The 20087-nt window shown below is 58.9% G+C and carries 19 protein-coding genes and 1 pseudogene; 9 read left to right on the forward strand and 11 right to left on the reverse strand.

From position 1 onward, the window contains the following. Together DU505_RS11895 and DU505_RS11900 are read left to right on the forward strand one after the other, a co-directional pair. A pseudogene (locus DU505_RS11895) lies at positions 1 to 419 on the forward strand (aldehyde dehydrogenase (NADP(+))); the annotation flags it as partial. 570 nt (positions 420 to 989) lie between these two features. Continuing rightward, positions 990 to 1883, forward strand: coding sequence for an efflux RND transporter periplasmic adaptor subunit (locus DU505_RS11900; protein WP_114479211.1), 894 nt, complete (start codon positions 990 to 992; stop codon positions 1881 to 1883). A 330-nt stretch (positions 1884 to 2213) separates the two neighbouring features. Here the strand turns inward: DU505_RS11900 and DU505_RS22865 are convergent, their stop codons facing one another. The 5 genes from DU505_RS22865 to DU505_RS11920 form a co-directional block, all read right to left on the reverse strand. Beyond that, on the reverse strand, positions 2214 to 2495 hold the full coding sequence (locus tag DU505_RS22865; RefSeq protein ID WP_245947914.1) for a winged helix-turn-helix domain-containing protein: 282 nt from the start codon (positions 2493 to 2495) through the stop codon (positions 2214 to 2216). Between the two features lie 71 nt (positions 2496 to 2566). Then, complete coding sequence (locus DU505_RS22870) at positions 2567 to 2893, reverse strand: response regulator (protein WP_245947916.1); 327 nt, start codon at positions 2891 to 2893, stop codon at positions 2567 to 2569. Then, on the reverse strand, positions 2887 to 6048 hold the full coding sequence (locus DU505_RS11910; protein WP_114479212.1) for an efflux RND transporter permease subunit: 3162 nt from the start codon (positions 6046 to 6048) through the stop codon (positions 2887 to 2889). Before DU505_RS11910 ends, DU505_RS22870 begins: the two co-directional genes overlap by 7 nt. After that, entirely contained in the window at positions 6041 to 7210 is a 1170-nt protein-coding gene (locus DU505_RS11915) for an efflux RND transporter periplasmic adaptor subunit (RefSeq protein WP_114479213.1), read from the reverse strand. Before DU505_RS11915 ends, DU505_RS11910 begins: the two co-directional genes overlap by 8 nt. Next, positions 7207 to 8562 carry a TolC family protein gene (locus DU505_RS11920; RefSeq protein WP_114479214.1) on the reverse strand — a complete coding sequence of 452 codons (1356 nt, stop codon included), beginning with the start codon at positions 8560 to 8562 and terminating at the stop codon, positions 7207 to 7209. The genes DU505_RS11915 and DU505_RS11920 overlap by 4 nt, the downstream gene beginning before the upstream one ends. A gap of 473 nt (positions 8563 to 9035) precedes the next feature. On the opposite strand from DU505_RS11920, the gene DU505_RS11925 reads away from it, so the two are divergent. The 3 genes from DU505_RS11925 to DU505_RS11935 are packed head-to-tail and all read left to right on the forward strand — an operon-like array spanning position 9036 to position 11785. Then, complete coding sequence (locus tag DU505_RS11925) at positions 9036 to 9707, forward strand: response regulator transcription factor (protein ID WP_114479215.1); 672 nt, start codon at positions 9036 to 9038, stop codon at positions 9705 to 9707. A gap of 53 nt (positions 9708 to 9760) precedes the next feature. After that, complete coding sequence (locus DU505_RS11930; RefSeq protein WP_181872810.1) at positions 9761 to 11044, forward strand: sensor histidine kinase; 1284 nt, start codon at positions 9761 to 9763, stop codon at positions 11042 to 11044. 27 nt (positions 11045 to 11071) lie between these two features. Continuing rightward, positions 11072 to 11785 (forward strand): CvfB family protein, encoded by a 714-nt coding sequence (locus DU505_RS11935; RefSeq protein ID WP_114479217.1) that lies wholly within the window; start codon positions 11072 to 11074, stop codon positions 11783 to 11785. Between the two features lie 40 nt (positions 11786 to 11825). Here the strand turns inward: DU505_RS11935 and DU505_RS11940 are convergent, their stop codons facing one another. Beyond that, complete coding sequence (locus DU505_RS11940; RefSeq protein WP_114479218.1) at positions 11826 to 12371, reverse strand: VOC family protein; 546 nt, start codon at positions 12369 to 12371, stop codon at positions 11826 to 11828. A 165-nt stretch (positions 12372 to 12536) separates the two neighbouring features. Here DU505_RS11940 and gshB point away from each other — a divergent pair, with 165 nt between their 5' ends. The 4 genes from gshB to ruvX are packed head-to-tail and all read left to right on the forward strand — an operon-like array spanning position 12537 to position 15559. After that, on the forward strand, positions 12537 to 13526 hold the full coding sequence (gshB, locus tag DU505_RS11945) for a glutathione synthase (protein WP_114479219.1): 990 nt from the start codon (positions 12537 to 12539) through the stop codon (positions 13524 to 13526). Between the two features lie 43 nt (positions 13527 to 13569). Beyond that, positions 13570 to 14493 (forward strand): cell envelope integrity TolA family protein, encoded by a 924-nt coding sequence (locus tag DU505_RS11950; protein WP_114479220.1) that lies wholly within the window; start codon positions 13570 to 13572, stop codon positions 14491 to 14493. Between the two features lie 38 nt (positions 14494 to 14531). Then, on the forward strand, positions 14532 to 15104 hold the full coding sequence (locus DU505_RS11955; protein WP_114479221.1) for a YqgE/AlgH family protein: 573 nt from the start codon (positions 14532 to 14534) through the stop codon (positions 15102 to 15104). Continuing rightward, positions 15104 to 15559, forward strand: a complete 456-nt coding sequence (ruvX, locus tag DU505_RS11960) for a Holliday junction resolvase RuvX (RefSeq protein ID WP_114479222.1) — start codon at positions 15104 to 15106, stop codon at positions 15557 to 15559. The genes DU505_RS11955 and ruvX overlap by 1 nt, the downstream gene beginning before the upstream one ends. A gap of 35 nt (positions 15560 to 15594) precedes the next feature. Here the strand turns inward: ruvX and DU505_RS11965 are convergent, their stop codons facing one another. Genes DU505_RS11965 through DU505_RS11985 form a run of 5 tightly spaced genes read right to left on the reverse strand, consistent with a single transcriptional unit; the run spans position 15595 to position 20053 of the window. Beyond that, entirely contained in the window at positions 15595 to 16815 is a 1221-nt protein-coding gene (locus DU505_RS11965; RefSeq protein WP_114479223.1) for a Tm-1-like ATP-binding domain-containing protein, read from the reverse strand. A gap of 58 nt (positions 16816 to 16873) precedes the next feature. After that, the gene (locus tag DU505_RS11970) at positions 16874 to 17314 is read right to left on the reverse strand and encodes an SRPBCC family protein (RefSeq protein ID WP_114479224.1); all 441 of its coding nucleotides are present in this window, start codon (positions 17312 to 17314) and stop codon (positions 16874 to 16876) included. A 21-nt stretch (positions 17315 to 17335) separates the two neighbouring features. Further along, positions 17336 to 18163 (reverse strand): phosphoenolpyruvate hydrolase family protein, encoded by an 828-nt coding sequence (locus DU505_RS11975; RefSeq protein ID WP_114479225.1) that lies wholly within the window; start codon positions 18161 to 18163, stop codon positions 17336 to 17338. Between the two features lie 16 nt (positions 18164 to 18179). Beyond that, on the reverse strand, positions 18180 to 19163 hold the full coding sequence (locus DU505_RS11980) for a branched-chain amino acid ABC transporter permease (RefSeq protein ID WP_114479226.1): 984 nt from the start codon (positions 19161 to 19163) through the stop codon (positions 18180 to 18182). A 2-nt stretch (positions 19164 to 19165) separates the two neighbouring features. Further along, entirely contained in the window at positions 19166 to 20053 is an 888-nt protein-coding gene (locus DU505_RS11985) for a branched-chain amino acid ABC transporter permease (protein ID WP_114479227.1), read from the reverse strand. Between the last annotated feature and the right edge of the window lie 34 nt (positions 20054 to 20087).

Consider the following 20087-nt stretch of genomic DNA (forward strand, 5'->3'; position numbering starts at 1 on the left):
AGCCCGAACTGCAGGAGGAGGTGTTCGGCGCCACCTCGCTGGTGATCGCGTGCCGGGACGCGCAGGAGATGCAGCGCGTGGCGGCCCAGCTCGAAGGCCAGCTCACCGCTACCCTGCAGATAGACGACGGCGATCTCGCCGTGGCGAAGGGCCTGCTGCCCATTCTCGAGCGCAAGGCGGGGCGGATCCTGGCCAACGGCTGGCCGACGGGTGTCGAAGTGTGCCACGCCATGGTTCACGGCGGGCCCTACCCGGCGACCTCCGACAGCCGCACCACCTCGGTGGGCAGCGCGGCGATCTTCCGCTTCCTGCGCCCGGTGTGTTACCAGGCGCTGCCGGAAGGCTTGCTGCCGGCGCCGCTCAAGGACGGCAACCCCTGGGGTGTGTCGCGGCTGGTGGATGGCAAGCGCGAGGGTTGACGTCAGACTCTTGTGCCTGGTACTCACCTATCTTCGTGTGGCATTTGCTGTGTTGATCGACAAATTAGTGCGCTGGAATTTCTTGGTAATATTGGTATAAGCCGAGCTTCTACTTAACAAGCCATAATTGCTTCGCTAGTACGGTGACAGCCATTTCGATATCGTTGGTCTGGCCAGCTATTGTCAAATTGCTCGTTACTTAACCCTTTCTTAACGCCATCCTCGCTAAATTGTTATCGCATCCTTCATGCGAGTGGATGCGTTCCCCTTTGCCGCCCCGTCTGGGGCGGCTTTTTTTGTTTTCTTACCGCCCATAACCACATGTTAACCCCCATGCCTTTAGGGTTGTCGAAACTATCAGCGCTACTCGTGTGCTGGTTACTGGAGTCAGTGGTCTATGACCTCTGTTTATGTCTGGCTGAACCACATCGTATGGCTGGTCTTGAATGATTTGCAGGCTGTCTACGCAGCGATCGAGTTTGCTGGGGTGCGGCGACGCAGGGCCTATTCATCTATGAATGTCTGGCCAATCGAGTCGCCTTGGCTTGGCACTGGGCCTGGAGTCTCCACATGATCCGTCAACGCGCACTGCTTCTGCTCTTAATCTGTGTTTTGGGTTTCGCTGCCGTGGTGGCCGGTTACCTTTTGCATGCGATACGCAGCGATGTCGAGCGCGCGCTCCCGGCGTCACCGTCGTTGATCTCGCCTCCCAGCGTGGCTGTATTGCATGTGGCGGCGGCACGTCACAAAGCACGTGTGAAGGGATACGGCGAAGTGCGGTCTCGTGATGCACTGACTCTCGTCGCTCAAGTATCGGACCAAATGAGCGAGTTGGCTAAAGATTTTGAAACGGGCCACGAAGTCGCGCAGGCCACGCTGCTGGCTCGCCAGGAGGCACTGGGTAGCTACGATCAAGCAGGCAGCGAGATTGCTGCATTCTATAGAATTGATCGTGTCGAGGTAGCCGTGCCTTTATCGCCCAGCGCATGGGGAAAGCTGCCTAATGATCTGGCACTGACCGAGGCGCGCTGGCCAGTTGAATTGATCGAGGTCGAGACGGGGGAGCGTTGGCTGGGCTATGTGCAGCGCATCGAGTGTCAACTCGACGAGACCCGCGAGCGCTCGCTGATTGTCGCCATAGACCGACCCCTGGAACGGTCGCTGGACTTGCTGCCTGGCACCTTCGTCGAAGTCAATTTGACCGGGCGTAGCATGCCGGGAGTCTGGAAGATCCCAGCCGCGTCACTGAGTCAGCATGGTGAGGTCTGGTATGTGCATAAAGATGGCACATTGGACAGCTTTGCGGCACAGGTGTTGTTCGTAGATGAGGAGGCAATCTACGTATCAGTTCCCGAGCACCTGGTAGACGCCCCCCAGCAGGTCATAATGCGACCCCTGAACAGCTATCGGCCAGGCATGACGGTAAATGCGCTGGAGGTTGGCGCCGATGCATTTAATGGTTGATGAGGGCACCGTCAACTGATCTACCTCCTCTTTCGCCCCATCTAAATTTATCTTCTGAAGTCAGTTAGAATTTTGGGCGGAGTGGACACTGCTGAAACGATCGAATGGGGCTGGTCCAGGCACTCGTGAGTTACCGTGTATCCTTCCAAGTCGCTGGCTTCGGCATGCCCTTTATCGTTTTTGACAGCAATAGCAGCTCGAACCATGTTGTCGGTAAAAGAAGTATCCATGCCTTTCAGGAAATATTGAACGGACAAAAAGCTTTATCCCATGACGAGTGTCAGGGCGATGGTAGCAAACGCAAGGGCCAGCGACCCTCGGAGGCTGCAGTTAAGTTTGATCATCGCTATCTCGCAACGCAAAACCGTAACCGGGTACGGTCTGGACCATGGGGAACAAAAAACCAATATCTATTGCCTTGCGTATAAGATGAACGTCAACTTTCAATGCACTGCTGTCAGGTAAGCTATCCCCCCATATGGTTGCCTCCAGCTTCTGCCGGGATATGGCTGCAGGTGCTTCTCTCAAGAGTGCCTCCAGCAGTTTCCCACCTGTAGGGAACAGCTTCAGAGGGCGGCCTGCGCGACAAACCTCTCGTTTGTTCAGATCCATTGTCAGCTCACCGTAGCGCAAAATCCGGGCCTGGCCACTCCGGCGACGAGTAAGTGCATGCACCCGAACCACTAGTTCGTCAAGCATAAATGGTTTGGTAACGAAGTATCAGTACCAGAACGAAAGCTATCTAGCTTGTCCTGGAGCTGATCCCGCGCAGTCAACATAAGTACTGGGATATCATACCCCATATCCCGCAGCTTCCGGCAAAGCGTAAGCCCATCAAGCCTTGGCAGATTGAGGTCTAGCAGGAGTGCGTCGTAGTCATGGTCCAGAAGAAGTTGAAGCCCTCTAACGCCGTTGCTGGCGTGATCACATCGAATGCCTTCAAGTTCCAGGTACTGCGCCACGGTGGTAGCCAGGTCATAATCGTCTTCGACCAACAACACATCTAACATGGCTTTTGGTCTCCTTCGCTATCTGCGCCACCTGTCATCAACCGCTTCAGAAAAAAAGACATGTCCTCCTGAATGGCGATAAGTGATGGTATTAGAATCAAGGTTACTACCGTAGAAAATAAAATGCCATAAGCCAGTGAAACGGCAGCTGGAATCAGGAATTGTGCTTGTATTGAAGTCTCACTTAGTATCGGTAGAAGCCCGGCAAACGTTGTGGCCGATGTAAGAAGTACCGGTCGTAAGCGACTAGTGCATGCGGTTATCATGGCTTGTTTATGATCGTTGGCTTGCCGAGCTTCCTGATTGTACTGGCTAACCAATAGCAGACTGTTGTTTACAACCACACCGCTGAGTGCGATAACACCATTGATGGACAAGATGCTCAGGGGGAGGCCATATAACCAATGGCCCAGAATTGCACCAACAACGCCGAAAGGAATTGCGGTCATGATCACGATGGGCTGGACATAGGATTTCAGCGGAATTGCCAGCAACATGTAGATCACGAGCAGGGCAAGCATAAACATGGCAGCCATGGACGATGATGTTTCCTGCTGCTGTTCCGCCTCGCCACCAAAATGAATATCGAGGCCGGGGTACTGTTCTTGCAGGTCATTGGCGACGGTCATTTGCAGACTCCGGACGAGTTCGGTCACGGATCTGGTTTCCTTGTCCACGTCGGAAGTTATGTAAACCGCTCGTTTTCCATCAATACGGGTGATGCTATCACGGGAAAAACCGTACGTTACTTCCGCCACAGTGGAAACCGGAACCACATGGCCAGACGAGGTGCGGACATTGGCTCTTAGGACATCGCCGGCACTGCCTCGGTCCGCTTCCGGATAACGAACCTTTACTTCCACTTCATCGCCGCTGCGCTGGTAACGCTGAACGACCTGGCCACTGAACGCCTGGTATATCTGCGCTGCCAGATTATCGGTCGTGATGCCTAGAGCTTTACCCTGGTCAGTCAGCTTCAGGTTGAGCTGAGGCTGAGTGGGCGTCAGGTTATCATCCAGGCCGCTGATCGCCGCGATGCCTTGAAGGTGCTCTCTCAACTTGCTCCCCGCGCGATTGAGCACTTCATCGTCGCTGGATCGAAGCTCAATGCGCAACGCATCCACCATCATTTGACGACTTTGGATGCTCAGCGTTTTTACGCCCTCGGGATTGCCTGCCAGGTGCCGCCAATGCCGGGTAAATTCGTCTAATGTATAAGGCGCACTACCCGCCAACTCAACGGTCACTGAGCCGTTCTGGTCGGTTTCGGAGATAACCTGTAGGTTAGCAATGGCTACTTCATCATAGCCGCTGTCTGCTCGCAACGCGTCGTCAACCTGGAATGCCTGGGCTTCCAGCTGGCGCAGTGCGCTATGAGTCAATCCGTAGCTTGCATCCCTCTGCATAGTTAGACTGGCCGTCACGGTTTGCGCAGGTACATCCGGGAAAAAACTGGTTCGCACCGTGCCGTTGAAGGGCATGGAGATTACCAGTGCGAATATGCCGATGCCGAACAGAACGACTGCGTAACGGTGGACTATTGCTTGCTCAATGAGGGGTGTATAGATGCGGTTATTGAACGAGGCCAAAAACCGATCCGCTCCGTTCTGTATCATCTGCCATCCACGAGTGGCCCAGTTTCCGCGTCCCCCATTGCGATGAGTGCGCAGGTGGGACAGGTGAGCTGGAAGGATAAGCTTCGATTCCACGACGGACAATAGCAAGCAAATGGTGACCACCGCTGCAAACTGTGCATACAGCTGTCCTAGCGTGCCACTGATTTGCGACAAGGCAGCAAAAGCGGCCACAGTAGTAAAGACGCCAAACAGAGTCGGCACCGCCACCGCCATTGTACCTTTAATGGTATTGGCTAAGGTGTCGCCATGCTTTTCACGTGCGGCGTAAATGCTCTCGCCCACAACCACGGCATCGTCTACCACGATTCCCAAGGCAATGATAAAACCGAATGTGGTGAATTCATTCAAGCTAAGGTCGACAAAGCTTTTTCCCATGAAAAAGAATGTTCCAAAGAAGATGAACGGCAATCCCATCGCCACCCAGAAAGCCACCTTCAGATTGAGGAAAATAGCCAGCAACAGGAAGACGAGCACGATTCCCATCAGAGCGTTTTCAGCCAATAATGCCAGCCTGCTGGAGATATTTTCACTGCTGTCGCTCCATCTCGCCAGCTCAACCCCTACTGGGAGTGTCCCGCTCTCTCGCCATTTATTGATAACCTCTGCAGTGGCGGCTACCGTTTTCAGAATGTCATCATCGCCGACACTAACTACATCCAAAGCAAGGCTGCTCTGGCCATTAAAACGGGACAAAACTGGTGTGGTATCATTAAAGGTATCCCGAATTTTGGCCACGTCGCCTAACGAGACGATGCCCTGCTGGGCTGTAGCGATTAGAGGGATTTTTGAAAACTCTGTGACGTAGTAAGCTTGCTCCGATGCATTTATTTGAAGGTAAAGGCGCTCATGACGAAGGATTGCCGTCGAAGCATTCGTGGAAAAATCATTGATGGCATCCTGAACGTCCGTCAGGGACAAGCCATAGGCTTGTAGCCTTGATTCATCGATCTCAATTGCCATAATTGGATCAATCCAGCCGGAGTAAGTCACGCGACTTATATTCTGCTGTGCCAGGAGGTCCGTCTTCAGCCGTTCGCCAAGTTGCTGCAGAGTTTGACGACCGACATCGCCATAAAGCTGGAGGGTGATGGCATGGGATTCTCGCTGATCTTTTTCCACCACTGGCTTTTCGGCATTCGCTGGTAAATTCGAAACAGCATCTACTTTGTTTTTGACATCCCGCAGCAGCGTATCCAAGTCATAGTCTGACTGCCGTTCCACGGTGACCGTAACGCCCTGGCTATTGGAAGTAGTTGTGATGGTTTTGATACCGGTGACACCCTCCAGGGCATTCTCAACCTTTATGGCGACACCTTCCTCGCTTTGCTGGGCGGAGCCACTGAGATAGGTGACCGAAACCGTGATGCTCTCTGGATCGGCTGCTGGAAAGGCTTCCTTGCGTAAGTCGCCGACGGTCAACAGGCCTGCGACGATGATGAGTATTAGAAGCAGGTTGGCGGCCACCGGATTGGCGGTGAACCAGGGGATCACCCCTTTATAGTTATGTTGATCACTCATTGGTTAGCTCCCTTTGAGGAACAACCTTCATTCCTTCGCTGTAACTACTTAGCGGCTGAACAAGGACATGCGCCTCGCGGTACCCATCAGGGGGGACCACATAAATATATTCTGGATCGGAGAACCGGGTGTTAGCGTCATGGGCTTGCAGTAAATTATCCTCAGTGACTATCCATATCTCGCCACGTTGACTCAGCGCTGATGCAGGTAGCCGCCACAAACCCTCCACCGCTCGGCCTGGAATTCGGGCTTTAAGGAAAGTGCCTGGATATAATGGTGTTTCTTGGCTTAACGGATCTTCAATTTTTACGATCAGCGACCGTTGGCGAGTGTTAACGTTCAGGTTTTTTTCGACACGAGCTACATCCCCGGTCCAGCTCTCACCAGTCTCGGTTTGGCGCAGCTCCACCGAGTAATCCCCTGACAAAAATTCAGCCTCGTCTGCCAGAATCGACCAGTTGCTCGCGGACAACGGAATGGATATTTCCACCATATCGGCACTTAACAAGTGTCCGATCTCATTGCCAGCTTGTATGTAGCTACCAGGAGCAATATCGCGGCTTACCACGATGGCGTCGAATGGCGCTTTGACTTGGGTGCTGTCTAGATTTTCCTCTGCCGCAGCAACGGCTTTTCGTGCGCTTTCCAATGCCGCTTCGGCAGCAGCCAACTGTGGCTCTCGCAGTACGAGAGACGATGTTGGTTCTCCCGTCAACCCGGACGATGTCCATTCCTGTTGCGCCTGCTGCAACTCTTGCTGCTCTTCCAGATAACTGACACGAGCATTGGCCAGCGTTTCACGAGCTGATTCTAGAGATGCTCGAAACTCGCTGTCCTCCAAAGTGGCGAGAAGGGAGCCACTAGTAACTAGTCGGCCGGATTCAAAATCATCGAGTACTGTTTTAACCTGTCCGCTGACACGGCTATTCAGTGCTAGATCGAATCGGGCCTCGACGCTTCCTACTCCCTCGACATAGGCTTGGTGGGTGGCAGCTGCCACCTCTACCACGGCAACATTTGGGCTTTGAGACTCTTGGGGTTGTGGTATCTGCTGGATGCTTTTACTGTGATCGGCCATTCGTTCGATGTTATAAATAGAGACGGCGACTATAAACGCTGCGGCCAGCAATAGGGTCATGTTTCGGATGGCTTTGCGGCTCATTCGGTGACTCCCAGTCCTAGGGCGAGTGCCAGAGTGATATGATTATCGAGGCGGTTAAATGTAAGGGTGTCGAGCTGTGTTTCCAGATCGTAGGTCTGTCCCTGAACATTCAAAAGCTCCAGGATCGTGGCGTTACCTGCTCTGTATCTGTCCTCATAACGACTTGATGTAAGCCGCTGCTTTTCCAAGGCTTGCTGTATGTAGGATTGCCTTTCGGAAAGTTCCTGTTCACGGGCCAGGGCATTCCGAACTTCCTCAACAGCAGTGAGCAGGGTTTCGCGATAATCCTGGTATTGAATAGCGCTCTCCAGGTCGGCGATTTCGGCAGCGGCTTTTAACTTTCCACCTTGAAAAATTGGAGCTGTGAGTTGGCCCAATAAAGTCCAGACTGGGTCATTAAGTAGCGCATTACCTGGGGAGTTTGATATGTCTTCTATGGTCGCCTGAATATCGATTCTTGGTAGCAGGTCCTTGTAGGCAACGCGAGCATCACTTTCGGCTGCCGAGATGGCATGCCACGCCGCTTGTAGGTCAGGGCGACGCGCCAGAGTCTGTTCCGGCAAATCGGTCAGTGGCTGCTCTACTATGGGGTACTGATCCGGCACCTGATATTGGTCGTCGGTCACACGGCCCAGCAGGCTGTTTAGGGCAAGCTCGCCCTGGCGAATTGACTGCTCCAGCTCGCGTAAAGAAGCACGCGTGCTAAACGTTGAGCTACGGGCACTGTCAAGGTCATCTAGAGTCCCGAGGCCTCGCTGGTACCGTTGCAAGATAACTTCCTCGTTTTTTTCCAAGGTGTTCAGCCGTTGCTGCTCTATCACCAGGGAGCGTTTTTGCGACACCAGGCTTAGCCAACTACTCATTGTTTCGGCTGCCAGCGTGTCCCTGGCAGCCTGGTAGGTCGCCTGTTGCCTGAACAGACTTTGTTCTACCGCGCTAATGCCGTCTTCAATCTGTCGCCATAAATCCAGTTGCCAGTTAAGCGTCAGTGTTCCGGCGTATTGAGTATTGGAATCCTCTGATTTGCTTGCGCTGAATCCGGCGTTTAGCTCTGGATATCGATCACCGTGTTTTTGGCGCAACTGAGCTTGGCTCTGCTTGAGAGCCAATAAGGTTTTCTGCAGTCCGGGGTTATTGTCCAGAGCTTCGAAAACCAGTGACTGAAGCTCCTGGCTACTTATTATTTCCGTCAAATGGGTGGCAGAACCTAACGAAACATCATCTGACCAGTCAGGCACTGACTTTGGCATGATACTTGCCCGGTCAGAGTAATCTTTTTGGCCACCAACGCTGGAGCAGCCCGAAACTAAGGTGAGTGCCAATAAGATCGAAATAAGAAGGTGCGTTGGCATTAATTTTATCCGCTAAAAATAGGGTATTTAGAAAATGATGGACAGCTTAAATATAGGGGGGTTAAAGAAGGGTTAAGATTGCAGTGCCACCAACCACTTCTCCCGTTGAAAGATCGAGAAAAGTACCTTTCAGAAACTCAGGTATCATCAATTAAATTTGTATATCCCCAGATATGGCGTTGAGCAGGCCGATGACGAGCGTTGACGCTTACCGGCTGCCGGGGTAAGGAGATACTTTCGACTATCGTTGCGGAGAGTCGCATCGCAGACAATTTCGAACCTTCCGGCCCAGTTGCGTATAAACTGATGGCTCGGGGGGCATCATTGCGCTGAGAGGTCTGGGGGGAAACGACAGCCTGCTAGCGGTTTCGAGCTTCAACGAGCTCCGTGCTGCTCATGATCCAATATGACATCAGCCGCAGCGTCACTCGTACATTCAAGAAACTGCAACCATTCAGGGGGAGCGATACGCGATGCTCAATGTTCTGTTGATTGAAGATGATCTTGATCTCGCCGCTACCATGATCGACTACCTCGAACTCGAAGGGATCCGTTGTGACCACGCCAGCAACGGCGTCGCTGGGCTAAATCTTATCGAGCGGGCGCACTATGATGTGATTCTGCTGGATCTCAACCTGCCACGCCTGGATGGAATTGGGGTGTGCCAGCGCTTACGCGAGGTGGGTAACGATAGGCCGATATTGATGATTACCGCACGAGACGGTCTGGAGGCCATGCTCGATGGCTTTCGCGCCGGCACCGACGACTATCTGGTCAAGCCATTCGATTTGCAGGAGCTGGTGGTGCGCATGAAAGCATTGGCGCGCCGCCGCAGCGGCCAGGTTCTGCTGCTGCGCTGCGCAGATCTTGAGATGAATCTCAGCGAGCGCAGCGTCCGCCGTGCCGGTCGGTCTCTCAGGCTTTCGCCCATCGGCTGGCGCTTGCTGGAGGCGCTCATGCGGGCCTCGCCGGGGATCATTTCACGCCCGGCCCTGGAGAGTGCCCTCTGGGGCGATAACATACCCGACAGCAATAGCCTCAAGGTACACCTCCATCATGTACGCCAAGCGGTCGATGCCCCCTTCGAAGTGGCGTTGATTCACACCTTGCCAGGACATGGTATAGCCCTGAGAGATCCTGAATGAAACGCCGGCTAAGCCTCCGATGGTTGGTTAGTCTGGCGTTTCTGACGCTGGGGGTGCTGCTGGTCATCGGCTATTCGCTGCTCAGCGCTTATTACTTCACGCGCGGCATGGACAATATCATGATGGCCAACATGTCCCAGGCTGCGCAAAGTTTTATCGAGCGAGTGCCGGCCACGCAGCATGACGTTCGCAATGAGTTCAGCGGCTTCACCATCACCCGCGACTGGCTGCAAATGCCGGAGGAGATTCGCCAGGCGTTCGACCAGCCGCCCCGGGAACCCAATGTTCTCTACAAGCGTGTGGAGGGGGCTCGGTTAGGCCCGCCCGATGCGCTTAACATCGCCATCCACCTTCAGCCGGATGATTTTCCACTCTATGTTGCTATGCGAATGACACATGAGATGGCGCCAGACCATGAAGTGGCCAGTCTCGACGCCATTCATCGCCTGCTGGCGCTTATCGCGATTGGCTTGGCCATCGTACTGTTGCTTACTGCCAGCTTATGGTGGCTGTGGCGCCATGTCTCTGGGCCAGTTAACGCCTTGGGCCAATGGGCACGTACGCTGGATGCGGCCAAGTTGGCTGAGTTGCCGCCCGATTTTGTTTATCCAGAACTCAACGAGATGGCCCACCTGGTACGCTCGAGCCTCTCCTCTGCCCAGGAGAGCCTAGCCCGTGAGCAACGTTTCCTGGCGTTTGCCAGCCATGAGCTGCGTACGCCTATTAGCGTGGTCAGAAGTAACCTTGAGCTAATGCGCAAGATGCAGCAATGCGAACCTGAGGAGAGTACGTTCCGTCAGGAGCAGGTGCTTGCTCGGATGGAGCGTGCCAGCCTGACCATGAAACACCTCACCGAGACACTACTTTGGTTGAGCCGCGACCAACATGAACCACTGCCCAGCCATGAGCTTGATCTGGACAAGCTGATAAAAGAGGTAATTGAGGAGCTGCGCTACCTGTTGGAGGAGAAGTGTGTCGAGGTCACGGTCGACACCGAGCGCTTCGCCACATTGCTCCCCGAGGCGCCGGCACGCATTATACTGGGTAACCTGATTCGCAACGCCTTCCTGCACACCTGGGAAGGACAGATCGCCATCCGCCAGGAGGGCTGTCAGGTGTGGATCGAGAATGAGCAGAGTGCTCTTGCCCGTGATAGCGACACCGGCCCTTCCCATACCGACCAGGGCTTCGGCCTGGGATTGAAGCTGACCGAGCAGTTGGCCGATAAGTTGGGCTGGCCCTACACGAACCAGCCCGGCCCAATGGGGCATCGCATCTACATCGAGTTGCGGTGTTCAGCCATGGGCTTTGTAGATGCTATCTCAAGGGCGCCATAATGAAGGCCTAACTGCATGGAAGGTCATATGTCAGCTACTTCTCAGCATCCCCCGCAACGTGGCGATCGCTCACGCCGTCCCACTCCAAAAGCCGAGGTCGGCCAGGTCGCCTACCTGGAGGTGGTCACGGTCAACGAGACCGGTGCCTTCCTCGACTGGGGGCATCCGAGGGACCTGCTGCTGCCTTACGGTGAGCAGCGTTTCCGGCCCACGCCCGGCAAGCGGGTGCTGGTGATTATCTACGAGGATCAGCAGGGCCGGCCGGTGGCCTCCCAGAAGCTCGACCGCTTCATACAGGACGAGGCCACCGGCTACGCTGCGGGTGACGAGGTCGTGCTGGTCATCGCCGACCGCACCGACCTCGGCTACAAGACGGTGGTCGACCATCGCTTCTGGGGCCTGCTCTACCAGGATGACGTGACTAGGCCGTTGCGCCGGGGCCAGCGTGTGCCCGGCTTCGTCAAGCGGCTGCGCGAGGATGGTCGCCTCGACCTTTCGCTGTTGCCGCCGGGGCCGGCCCGGCTCGATGTGGTGGGGGAGCAGGTGCTCAAGGCGCTGCGGGAAAGCGGCGGCTACCTGCCGCTCTCCGATGCCAGCCCGGCCCACGTGATCAAGGCCCGGCTGGGGGTGAGCAAGAATGCCTTCAAGCAGGCCATCGGGCGGCTCTACAAGCGACGCCTGATCGTCATCGAGGCGAGCGGTATTCGCCTGGTGCCCGGGGCAACGAGCGACCCAGCCTGACCCCCCGGATCGCCAGAGCCGGTCTTCCTCGAAGGGGCGCTCAGTCGAGCGCCTTGAACTCCTCCTCATGCAGCCAGGCGGCGTGCTTCGGCGCACGCTTGGTCTTCGACCACTCCTCGACCATGGCCGGGGCCACTTCCTGAAGCTGCTTCATCTGGGCGGGGGTGCCCTTCTCATAGGTCAGCTCCAGGCGATGCCCGTTGGGATCGAAGAAGTAGATCGAGCGGATGATGCCGTGTTCGGTGGGGCCCAGCACCTTCACGCCCTTGCTCTCCAGCTCCTCCTTGGCCGCCAGCAGGGCGGCCTCATCGGCCACGCGGAAGGCAATGTGCTGGACCCACTCCGGGGTGTTGGGGTCGCGTCCCATGGGCGGCGAATTGGGGATCTCGAAGAAAGCCAGGATATTGCCGTTGCCCGCATCGAGGAACAGGTGCATGTAGGGGTCGGGCTCCTTGGTGGAGGGGACCCGGTCCTCGGCGATGGCGACCAGGAAGTCCATGTTGAGCTTGTCCTGGTACCACTCGACGGTTTCCTTGGCATCGCGGCATCGATAGGCGACGTGATGAATCTGCTGGATATCGATCATGGCATGGGCCTCGTGGCGGTGTGCTGAAACAGTTTCACATGAAACTAAATCTAGTGACCGTTATGGCCAAAGTCAAGCGCAACAGATCGGGTCCACCTTGGTGTTGCCCTCGAGCCTGCGGCATACTTCGCCCACACCAATCACCTTCGTGGAAGCCCGGAGCCGATGAGCAAGCCGAGTAGCAAGCCGACAAGCGGACGTGCCCTCAGGGTGGGGGTGGTGATGGATGCCATCGCCGACCTCTCCTACAAGAAGGACACGACACTGGCCATGCTGTGGGCCGCCCAGGAGCGCGGCTGGTCGCTGCACTACATGGAGCAGGAGGACCTGTTCCTGAAGGATGGCCGCGCTCATGCGCGGATGCGCGACCTGACCGCCTTTCGCGATCCCGAGCGCTGGTATGCCCTGGGCGCACCGGAACCCACCCCGCTCGCCGAGCTCGACGTGATCCTGATGCGCAAGGATCCGCCGGTGGATGGCCATTTCCTCAACGCGGTGCACCTGCTGGGCTTCGCCGAACGTGAGGGCGTACTGGTGGTCAACCCTACGGTGGCGCTGCTCGCCTGCAATGAGAAGCTCTTCGCCCAGGAGTTTCCGCAGTGCTGTACGCCGACCCTGGTCTCCTGCAGCGAGCCGGTGCTGCGCGACTTCCACGCTGAGCACGGCGACGTGATCTTCAAGCCGCTGGACGGCATGGGCGGCAGCGGCATCTTCCACGTGCAGCCGGAAGGGCGAAACCTGGGGGCGATCATCGAGACACTCACCGAGCGTGGCCAGCGACAGATCATGGCCCAGCGCTACATTCCCGAGATCCGGGATGGCGATACCCGCATCCTGTTGATCGACGGTGAGCCGGTGCCTTTTGGCCTGGCCCGGGTGCCCATGGCCGGCGAGACCCGCGGCAACCTGGCCGCCGGGGGCACGGGCGTCACCCGTGAGCTGACCGCGCGCGACTACTGGCTGATCGAGCAGGTGCAGCCGATGATTCGCGAGCGGGGGCTGATGTTCGTCGGCCTCGACGTGATCGGCGACTACATCACCGAGATCAACGTCACCAGCCCCACCTGCGTGCGTGAGATCGATGACCAGCGCGGCACCGACATCGCCGGACTGCTGATGGACGCCATCGAGCGACGCCTGGATCGGTCCAGCTAGCCAGATAGCCACATGTCTCGTACGAGGAGAGCCTGCGAATACCATGGCGGTTACCATCAGCGATCCCATTCGCTATGCCCCGGTCACCCGCTCCTATCGCCGCTGGCTGGCGCTGTCGGCAGCGCTGCTGCTGCACCTGATGCTGATCGGTGTGGTGGCCAGGTTCCCGTTCGCGCCTGCCCCGGCGGAGCGTTCGAGCCTGGATGTGGTACTGGTGACGCAGCGTGCCGAGCAGCCGGTCGAGGCCGATGCCATGGCCGAGGCCGACCAGCAGGCGGCCGGGGAACCTTCCGATGAGACGGCCGCCGAGGCACGGGCTGCCTCCATGGAAGAGATGCCCGTGCTGGAAGCGCCGGATAGTGCGGTGGACCCGGCCACCACGGCGGAGCCGGACAGTGCCGCCCGCGCCGAACCTGAGCCGATCCCATCGGAGCAGGCCCCTCCGTCCGCCGAGGCGGCCCGGGAGGAGACCGTCGTGCCCGAGCCTCGTGAAAGCGCTCCCCAGGCCAGCGAGTCGCCCACTGCGCCAGCCACGGCGGCTCCATCGGCATCGGGCCGCGACCTGCTGGCCCAGGCCACCAGCAGCATCCGCGAGCAGGGCCTGGCGCCCAACGTGGCCGGGCCTTCTGCCGATGCGCAGCGACCGGCGGCTCAGCGCGCCGCCGAGGCCCGCTACATCGACGACTGGACGCGACGGGTAGAGGACTACGGCAACCGGGTTCACCCGGCACCTCGCCATCTGGACGGACAGCTGCGCATCCGCGTGGTGATTGGACGAGATGGTCAGCTCCGTCAGGCGGAGGTGGTACAATCGTCAGGACATACCGAACTCGACCAGGCGGCACTGGATACCGTCCATGGCGCGGGCCCCTACCGGCCCTTCGATAGCGGCATGGGAGAGCTGGACAGCCTCTCCATTACCCGGGTCTGGCGGTTCGGACAAGGCAATCATTTCGGCGTGCGGTAGGGTCCAGTCACGAGCAGGGCCTGCCGTCCGGGAGTCACATGCAATCAGCGCAAAGCTTAGGCTTGAAACACCATTTTTTGATGGCGATGCCCCATCTGGAAGATCCGAATTTTGCCGGTTCTCTCAGCTACCTTTGTGACCACGACGAGAATGGCACCATGGGTGTTATCGTCAATCGGCCGCTGGATATCAGCCTGGATGCCCTGTTCGAGCAGCTGGAGCTGGAGGCGGAGGAGAGCCCACACCGCAATGCACCGGTCTACTACGGCGGTCCCACGCACAAGGATCGCGGCTTTATCCTGCATCGTGGTTCAAGCGAAGGCTGGGATTCCAGTATTCAGGTGGACAGCGATATCGCCCTGACCACCTCCATGGATATCCTGCTGGCGCTGGCGTCCGGCCGCGGACCGAAGGAGTTCCTCGTCTGCCTGGGCTGTGCCGGCTGGGAGGCGGGACAGCTAGAGGCCGAACTGCTCGACAACGCCTGGCTGACCGTGGAAGGGCGCGCCGACATCCTCTTCGAGGTGCCGCCGGAGCAGCGCCTGACGGCCGCCGCCGGTATCCTCGGCGTGGACCTAAATTTGATGTCGCGGGAAGCCGGCCACTCGTAATGGCCGAGGCTGGCAAGCGCCTGATCCTGGCCTTCGACTTCGGTACCCGGCGCATCGGCGTGGCGGTGGGCAACGAGATGATCGCCAGTGCCCGCCCCCTCGACCCGCTGCCGGCCCGCGATGGCATTCCCGACTGGAACCGGGTCACGCGCCTGGTGGAAGAGTGGCGGCCGGACCTGTTCGTGGTGGGGCTGCCGCTCAACATGGACGGCACCGAGTCGCCGATGAGCTTGCGTGCGCGCAAGTTCGGCAAGCGGCTCTACGGCCGCTACGGCAAGCCCTGCGAGATGGTCGACGAGCGTGGCTCCACCCGCGAGGCCAAGGCCATCGCCCGCGAGGCGGGACACCTGCGCGACCGTGACAAGAGCTATCGCGACGACGGCGTCGACGGCATCGCGGCGGTATTGATACTCGAAAGCTGGTTCGCCCGCCAGGAGGGGCTGCCGGCGAGTTGAGCGCAGGCCGGCCCCATCGCGTCCCCTTTATTGCGTTACCCCTGGAGTATTGGCCGGTTACACATCAGGTCGTGAAACGCCGCAACGGCCGCGGCGGCAAATTCCGGGTCGTTGATATGCCAGGGGCAGCGGATCAGCCGACGCTCGGGCGTCTGACGTACGGTGTCTTCCAGGGCCGCGAACAGAGCGGCGTCTGCCTCCGGGTCGTGGAAAGGCTGTCCCGGCGCATCCAGTGCCGAGACGCCGCCTTCGGGGAGCAGGAAGCGCACCGGCCCCTGGCAACGGTTCAGCTTTTCCCCGATCCAGCGCCCCATCTGCGCGTTCTCCTCGGGGGTGGTGCGCATCAGGGTGATCTGGGGATTGTGCTCGTAGACAAGCCGCTGTCGGTATTTCTCCGGTAACGTTTCCGGGCCGGCGAAATTGACCATATCGAGAGCGCCGCAGGAGCCCACGTAAGGCAGGTCGGTCTGCGCCAGCACGTCCAGCCGTGTTTCACCGGCACTGAAGATACCGTCCATCAGCAGGTCGCAGATTTCGGTGGTGGTGATATCCAGCAGCCCTTTCAGCATGCCGCTCGCGGCCAGCTTCTCCATCGAGCGCCCACCGGTACCGGTGGCATGGAAGACCAGGCAGTCGTAGTCCGGCGATAGTGCCTCGGTGATCCTGTTCACGCATTGGGTGGTTACGCCGAACATGCTCAGGCCGATCGCCGGCCTGTCTTCGACAACCTCGGGTATCCTTCCCTTCAACATGCCGAACAGGGCATGGGCCGCATTGCCCAGAACCCGGCGCGAGATTCGGTTGAGCCCCGCCACGTCGGTCACGGAGTAGATCATGGCGATATCGCTGGGCCCGACATAGGGTGCCACGTTGCCCGAGGCGATGGTGGAGACCATCACCTTGGGCACGCCAATGTCGAGGTCGCGCATGGCCGGCGTGATCAGGGCCGTGCCGCCGGAGCCGCCGATCCCGATGATGCCGCCCACGTCGTCGCGTTGCGCCAGCAGTCTGCGCAACGCTTCGGCCATATGCGCCACGGCGCGACCCCGGTCATTGACGAAGACCGCCTGCGAGCCCTGGGGGTGGCAGGCAGCCACCTGGCTGGCGGGAATGTCTGCGTCGGGAGCAGCGCCGCCGCTGGTGCCGACATCGACGATCAAGGCTTCGACGCCCGCAGCCTGCAGCAGCTCGCGAAGGTAGCGCAACTCCTCTGCCTTGGTATCACAGGTGCCGATGATGAAGGCTTTCTGTCCCATGGTGCCTCCTGGTCAGCGTTCGTCGCGCTGGCCTCGTTGTTTTTCGGATCGGGGCCTATCAGCCCTTGGCAAAGCGCTCGGTGGCCCCTTCGTAGGCGAGCCGGAAGGTGTCCGACACCCGCTGCATGACATCCTCGCGATCAGCCTCTGCGACCTCGAACTCCGCCCACCATTCGCCGAAACACTGGCCGCTGGTGGTGATCGGCTTGAGGCGCATTTCCGCCAAGTAGCCTTGTACAGGAAGGGCAGGGGCTTCGAGGATCCGGTAGCAGCAGAGGTGGTCGCGGTCCGAGAGCGAGAGCAGCTCCTCGCGGATGTGATTGCCATCGTGGTCGTGGAAATGGCGTACGCAGCCGACCTGGTCGGCGGGCCTGCCTTCCTCGATCTCGCTTTTGGCGAAGAAGGGGTGATAGTCCGGCAAGCCGTTGAAATCGCGCAGCACGCTCCAGGCCTGCTCGAGGGTGATGGGCATGACGGCGCTGACGTAGACCCTGGTCATGGTGGCGTCTCCTTGAGTCGATCAGGCAATGGCCTTGAACCGGCGAATCTGTTCGGTGAGCGCGATTTCCGTGGGCAGGCGCTCCATGCTGCTGGCGCCGTAGAACCCGTTGCAGTGCTCGCTCTGTTTCATGACATAGGTGGCGTCCTCGGGGGTGGCGATGGGGCCACCGTGACAGAGGATGATCACCTCCCGACGCACGCGCCTGGCCGCTTCGGCCCATTCGTCGATCAAGCGCACCGACTCGTCGAGGCTCTTGGCCGACTCGGCGCCGATGGTGCCGCCCACTGTCACGCCCATGTGCGCCACGATGATATCGGCGCCCGCCTCCGCCATGGCCACGGCCTCGTCGGCCGAGAACACGTAGGGTGTGGTGAGCATGTCCATCTCGTGGGCGAGGCGGATCATGTCCACTTCGCTGCCGTAGGTAATGCCGGTCTCCTCCAGGCTGACGCGGAAGGTACCGTCGATCAGGCCCACGGTAGGAAAGTTCTGAACCCCCGAGAAGCCCAGTTCCTTCAGCTCGCGCAGCAGCTTGGGCATGATCACGAAGGGATCCGTGCCGTTGACGCCGGCCAGCACCGGGGTGTGCTTGACCACCGGCAGTACCTCCAGCGCCATCTCCTGCACGATCTGATTGGCGTTGCCGTAGGCCAGCAGGCCGGCGGAAGAGGCCCGCCCCGCCATGCGGTAGCGCCCCGAGTTGTAGATCACGATCAAGTCAATGCCGCCGGCTTCCTCGCACTTGGCCGAGATACCGGTACCGGCGCCGCCGCCGATGATCGGTTGGCCGCGAGCGACCATTTCCTGGAAGCGGGCCATGAGGGTGTTGCGGTCGAAGGGGGGCATGGCGAGTTTCTCCTTGTTATTGCTGATGGGCATGTGAACGAGGCTGGCCCTTGGCTGAAGGTATAGGGGCACGACGAGAGCTGAACCACTGATTGAGCTGACCCACCACGCCCTGGCGGAAGGTGAGCACGCAGGTCATGAAGACCAGGCCGATGATCACCGTGACCCAGGCGCCGAAGGGGTCGAGATAGTGGTTGAGTGCGGAGACGAGGGCGGCACCCACGGCGGGGCCGAAGACCGTATTCATGCCGCCCAGCAGGGTCATCAGTATGACGTCGCCCGATGTGTGCCAGTGCACGTCATAGAGCGCCGCGAGCTGGAAGACGATCGCCTTGAGCGAGCCGGCGATTCCGGCGAGGCCGGCCGAGATGGTGAACACCAGCACCTTGTAGCGGGCCACGGGGTAGCCCAGCGAGATGGCGCGGGGCTCATGCTCGCGAATGGCACGCAGCACGTTGCCGAACGGGGAATTGACGGTTCGCCACACCAGCCACAGGCCGGCACCGACGATGCCCAACACCACGTAGTAGAGCGCCGTGTCGTTGCGCAGGTCGATCACACCCAGGAAGGTGCCGCGGGGAATCCGCTGCAGGCCGTCCTCGGCGCCGGTGAAGGGCGCCTGCAGGAAGAAGAAGAAAACCAGCTGCGACAGGGCCAGAGTGATCATGGCCAGGTAGATGCCGCTGCGATGAATGGCCAGTGCGCCAATGATCGTACCGAGAGCAGCCGCCACCAGGCCGCCGGCCAGGATACCCAGGTCGGTGGGAACGCCGTACTCCTTGACCAGTATCCCGGTGACGTAGGCACCGGTGCCGAAAAAGGCGGCGTGGCCGAAGGAAAGAATGCCGGTGTGCCCCAGCAACAGGTTGAAGGCGCAGGCGAACAGCACGAAGCACAGCATCTTCATGACGAAGACGGAATAGATGAGCTGGGGTACGAAGGGAACGGCCAGCAGCGCCAGCAGGACGACGGCGATCGCAGCGAAGGAAAGGGTACGCATGGTCAGCCCTCCTCCCTGCCGAAAAGGCCGGCCGGCCGTAGCAGCAGTACCAGCACCATGACCAGGAAGACGATGGTCGACGAGAACTCCGAGTAGAAGACCCGGGTGAAGCCCTCCACGACGCCAAGCCCCAGGCCGGTGACGATGGCGCCCATGATCGATCCCAGCCCGCCGATGACCACGACGGCGAAGATGATGATCACCAGGCTGGATCCCATCGAGGGATTGACATGGAAGATCGGCGCGGCCAGCACACCGGCAAACGCCGCCAGCCCCACACCCACGCCATAGGTCAGCGTGATCAGGCGTGGCACGTTGATGCCGAAGGCCTGGGTCAGCTCGGAGCGTTCGGTGGCGGCACGCAGGCTGGCGCCCAGCGAGGTACGCTCGATGATGAACCAGGTGGCCAGGCACAGCGTCAGTGCCGAGACGATCACGAATCCGCGATAGATCGGCAGGATCATGAAGCCCAGGTTGATGGTTCCGCGCAGCTGCTCCGGCGTGGCGAAGGGCTGGCCGGAGGAGCCGAAGGCGACCCGGAAGCCGCCCTCCAATACCAGCACCAGACTGAAGGTCAGCAGCAACCCGTAGATTGGATCGAGTCCATAGAGCCGGCGCAGGAACAGGAACTCGAACAGCATGCCGAACACGGCCACGGCCAGTGGCGCGATGAATAGCGTCAGCCAATAACTGGCGCCCATGTACTGGGCCAGCAGGAAGGCCGCAAAGGCACCCAGCATGAAGAAGGCGCCGTGGGCAAAATTGACGATCTTGAGGACGCCGAAGATGATCGCCAGGCCAAGGCTGAGTACGGCATAGAAGGAGCCATTGACGATGCCCAGCATGAGTTGCCCCAGCAGGGCCTGAATGGGAATACCGAAAATATCCATGATCACGTGCTCGCGAGGCTAACGGTAAGAGAGA

Origin of the sequence: Billgrantia montanilacus (genome assembly GCF_003336675.1) — a bacterium.
GTDB classification, from domain to species: domain Bacteria; phylum Pseudomonadota; class Gammaproteobacteria; order Pseudomonadales; family Halomonadaceae; genus Halomonas; species Halomonas montanilacus.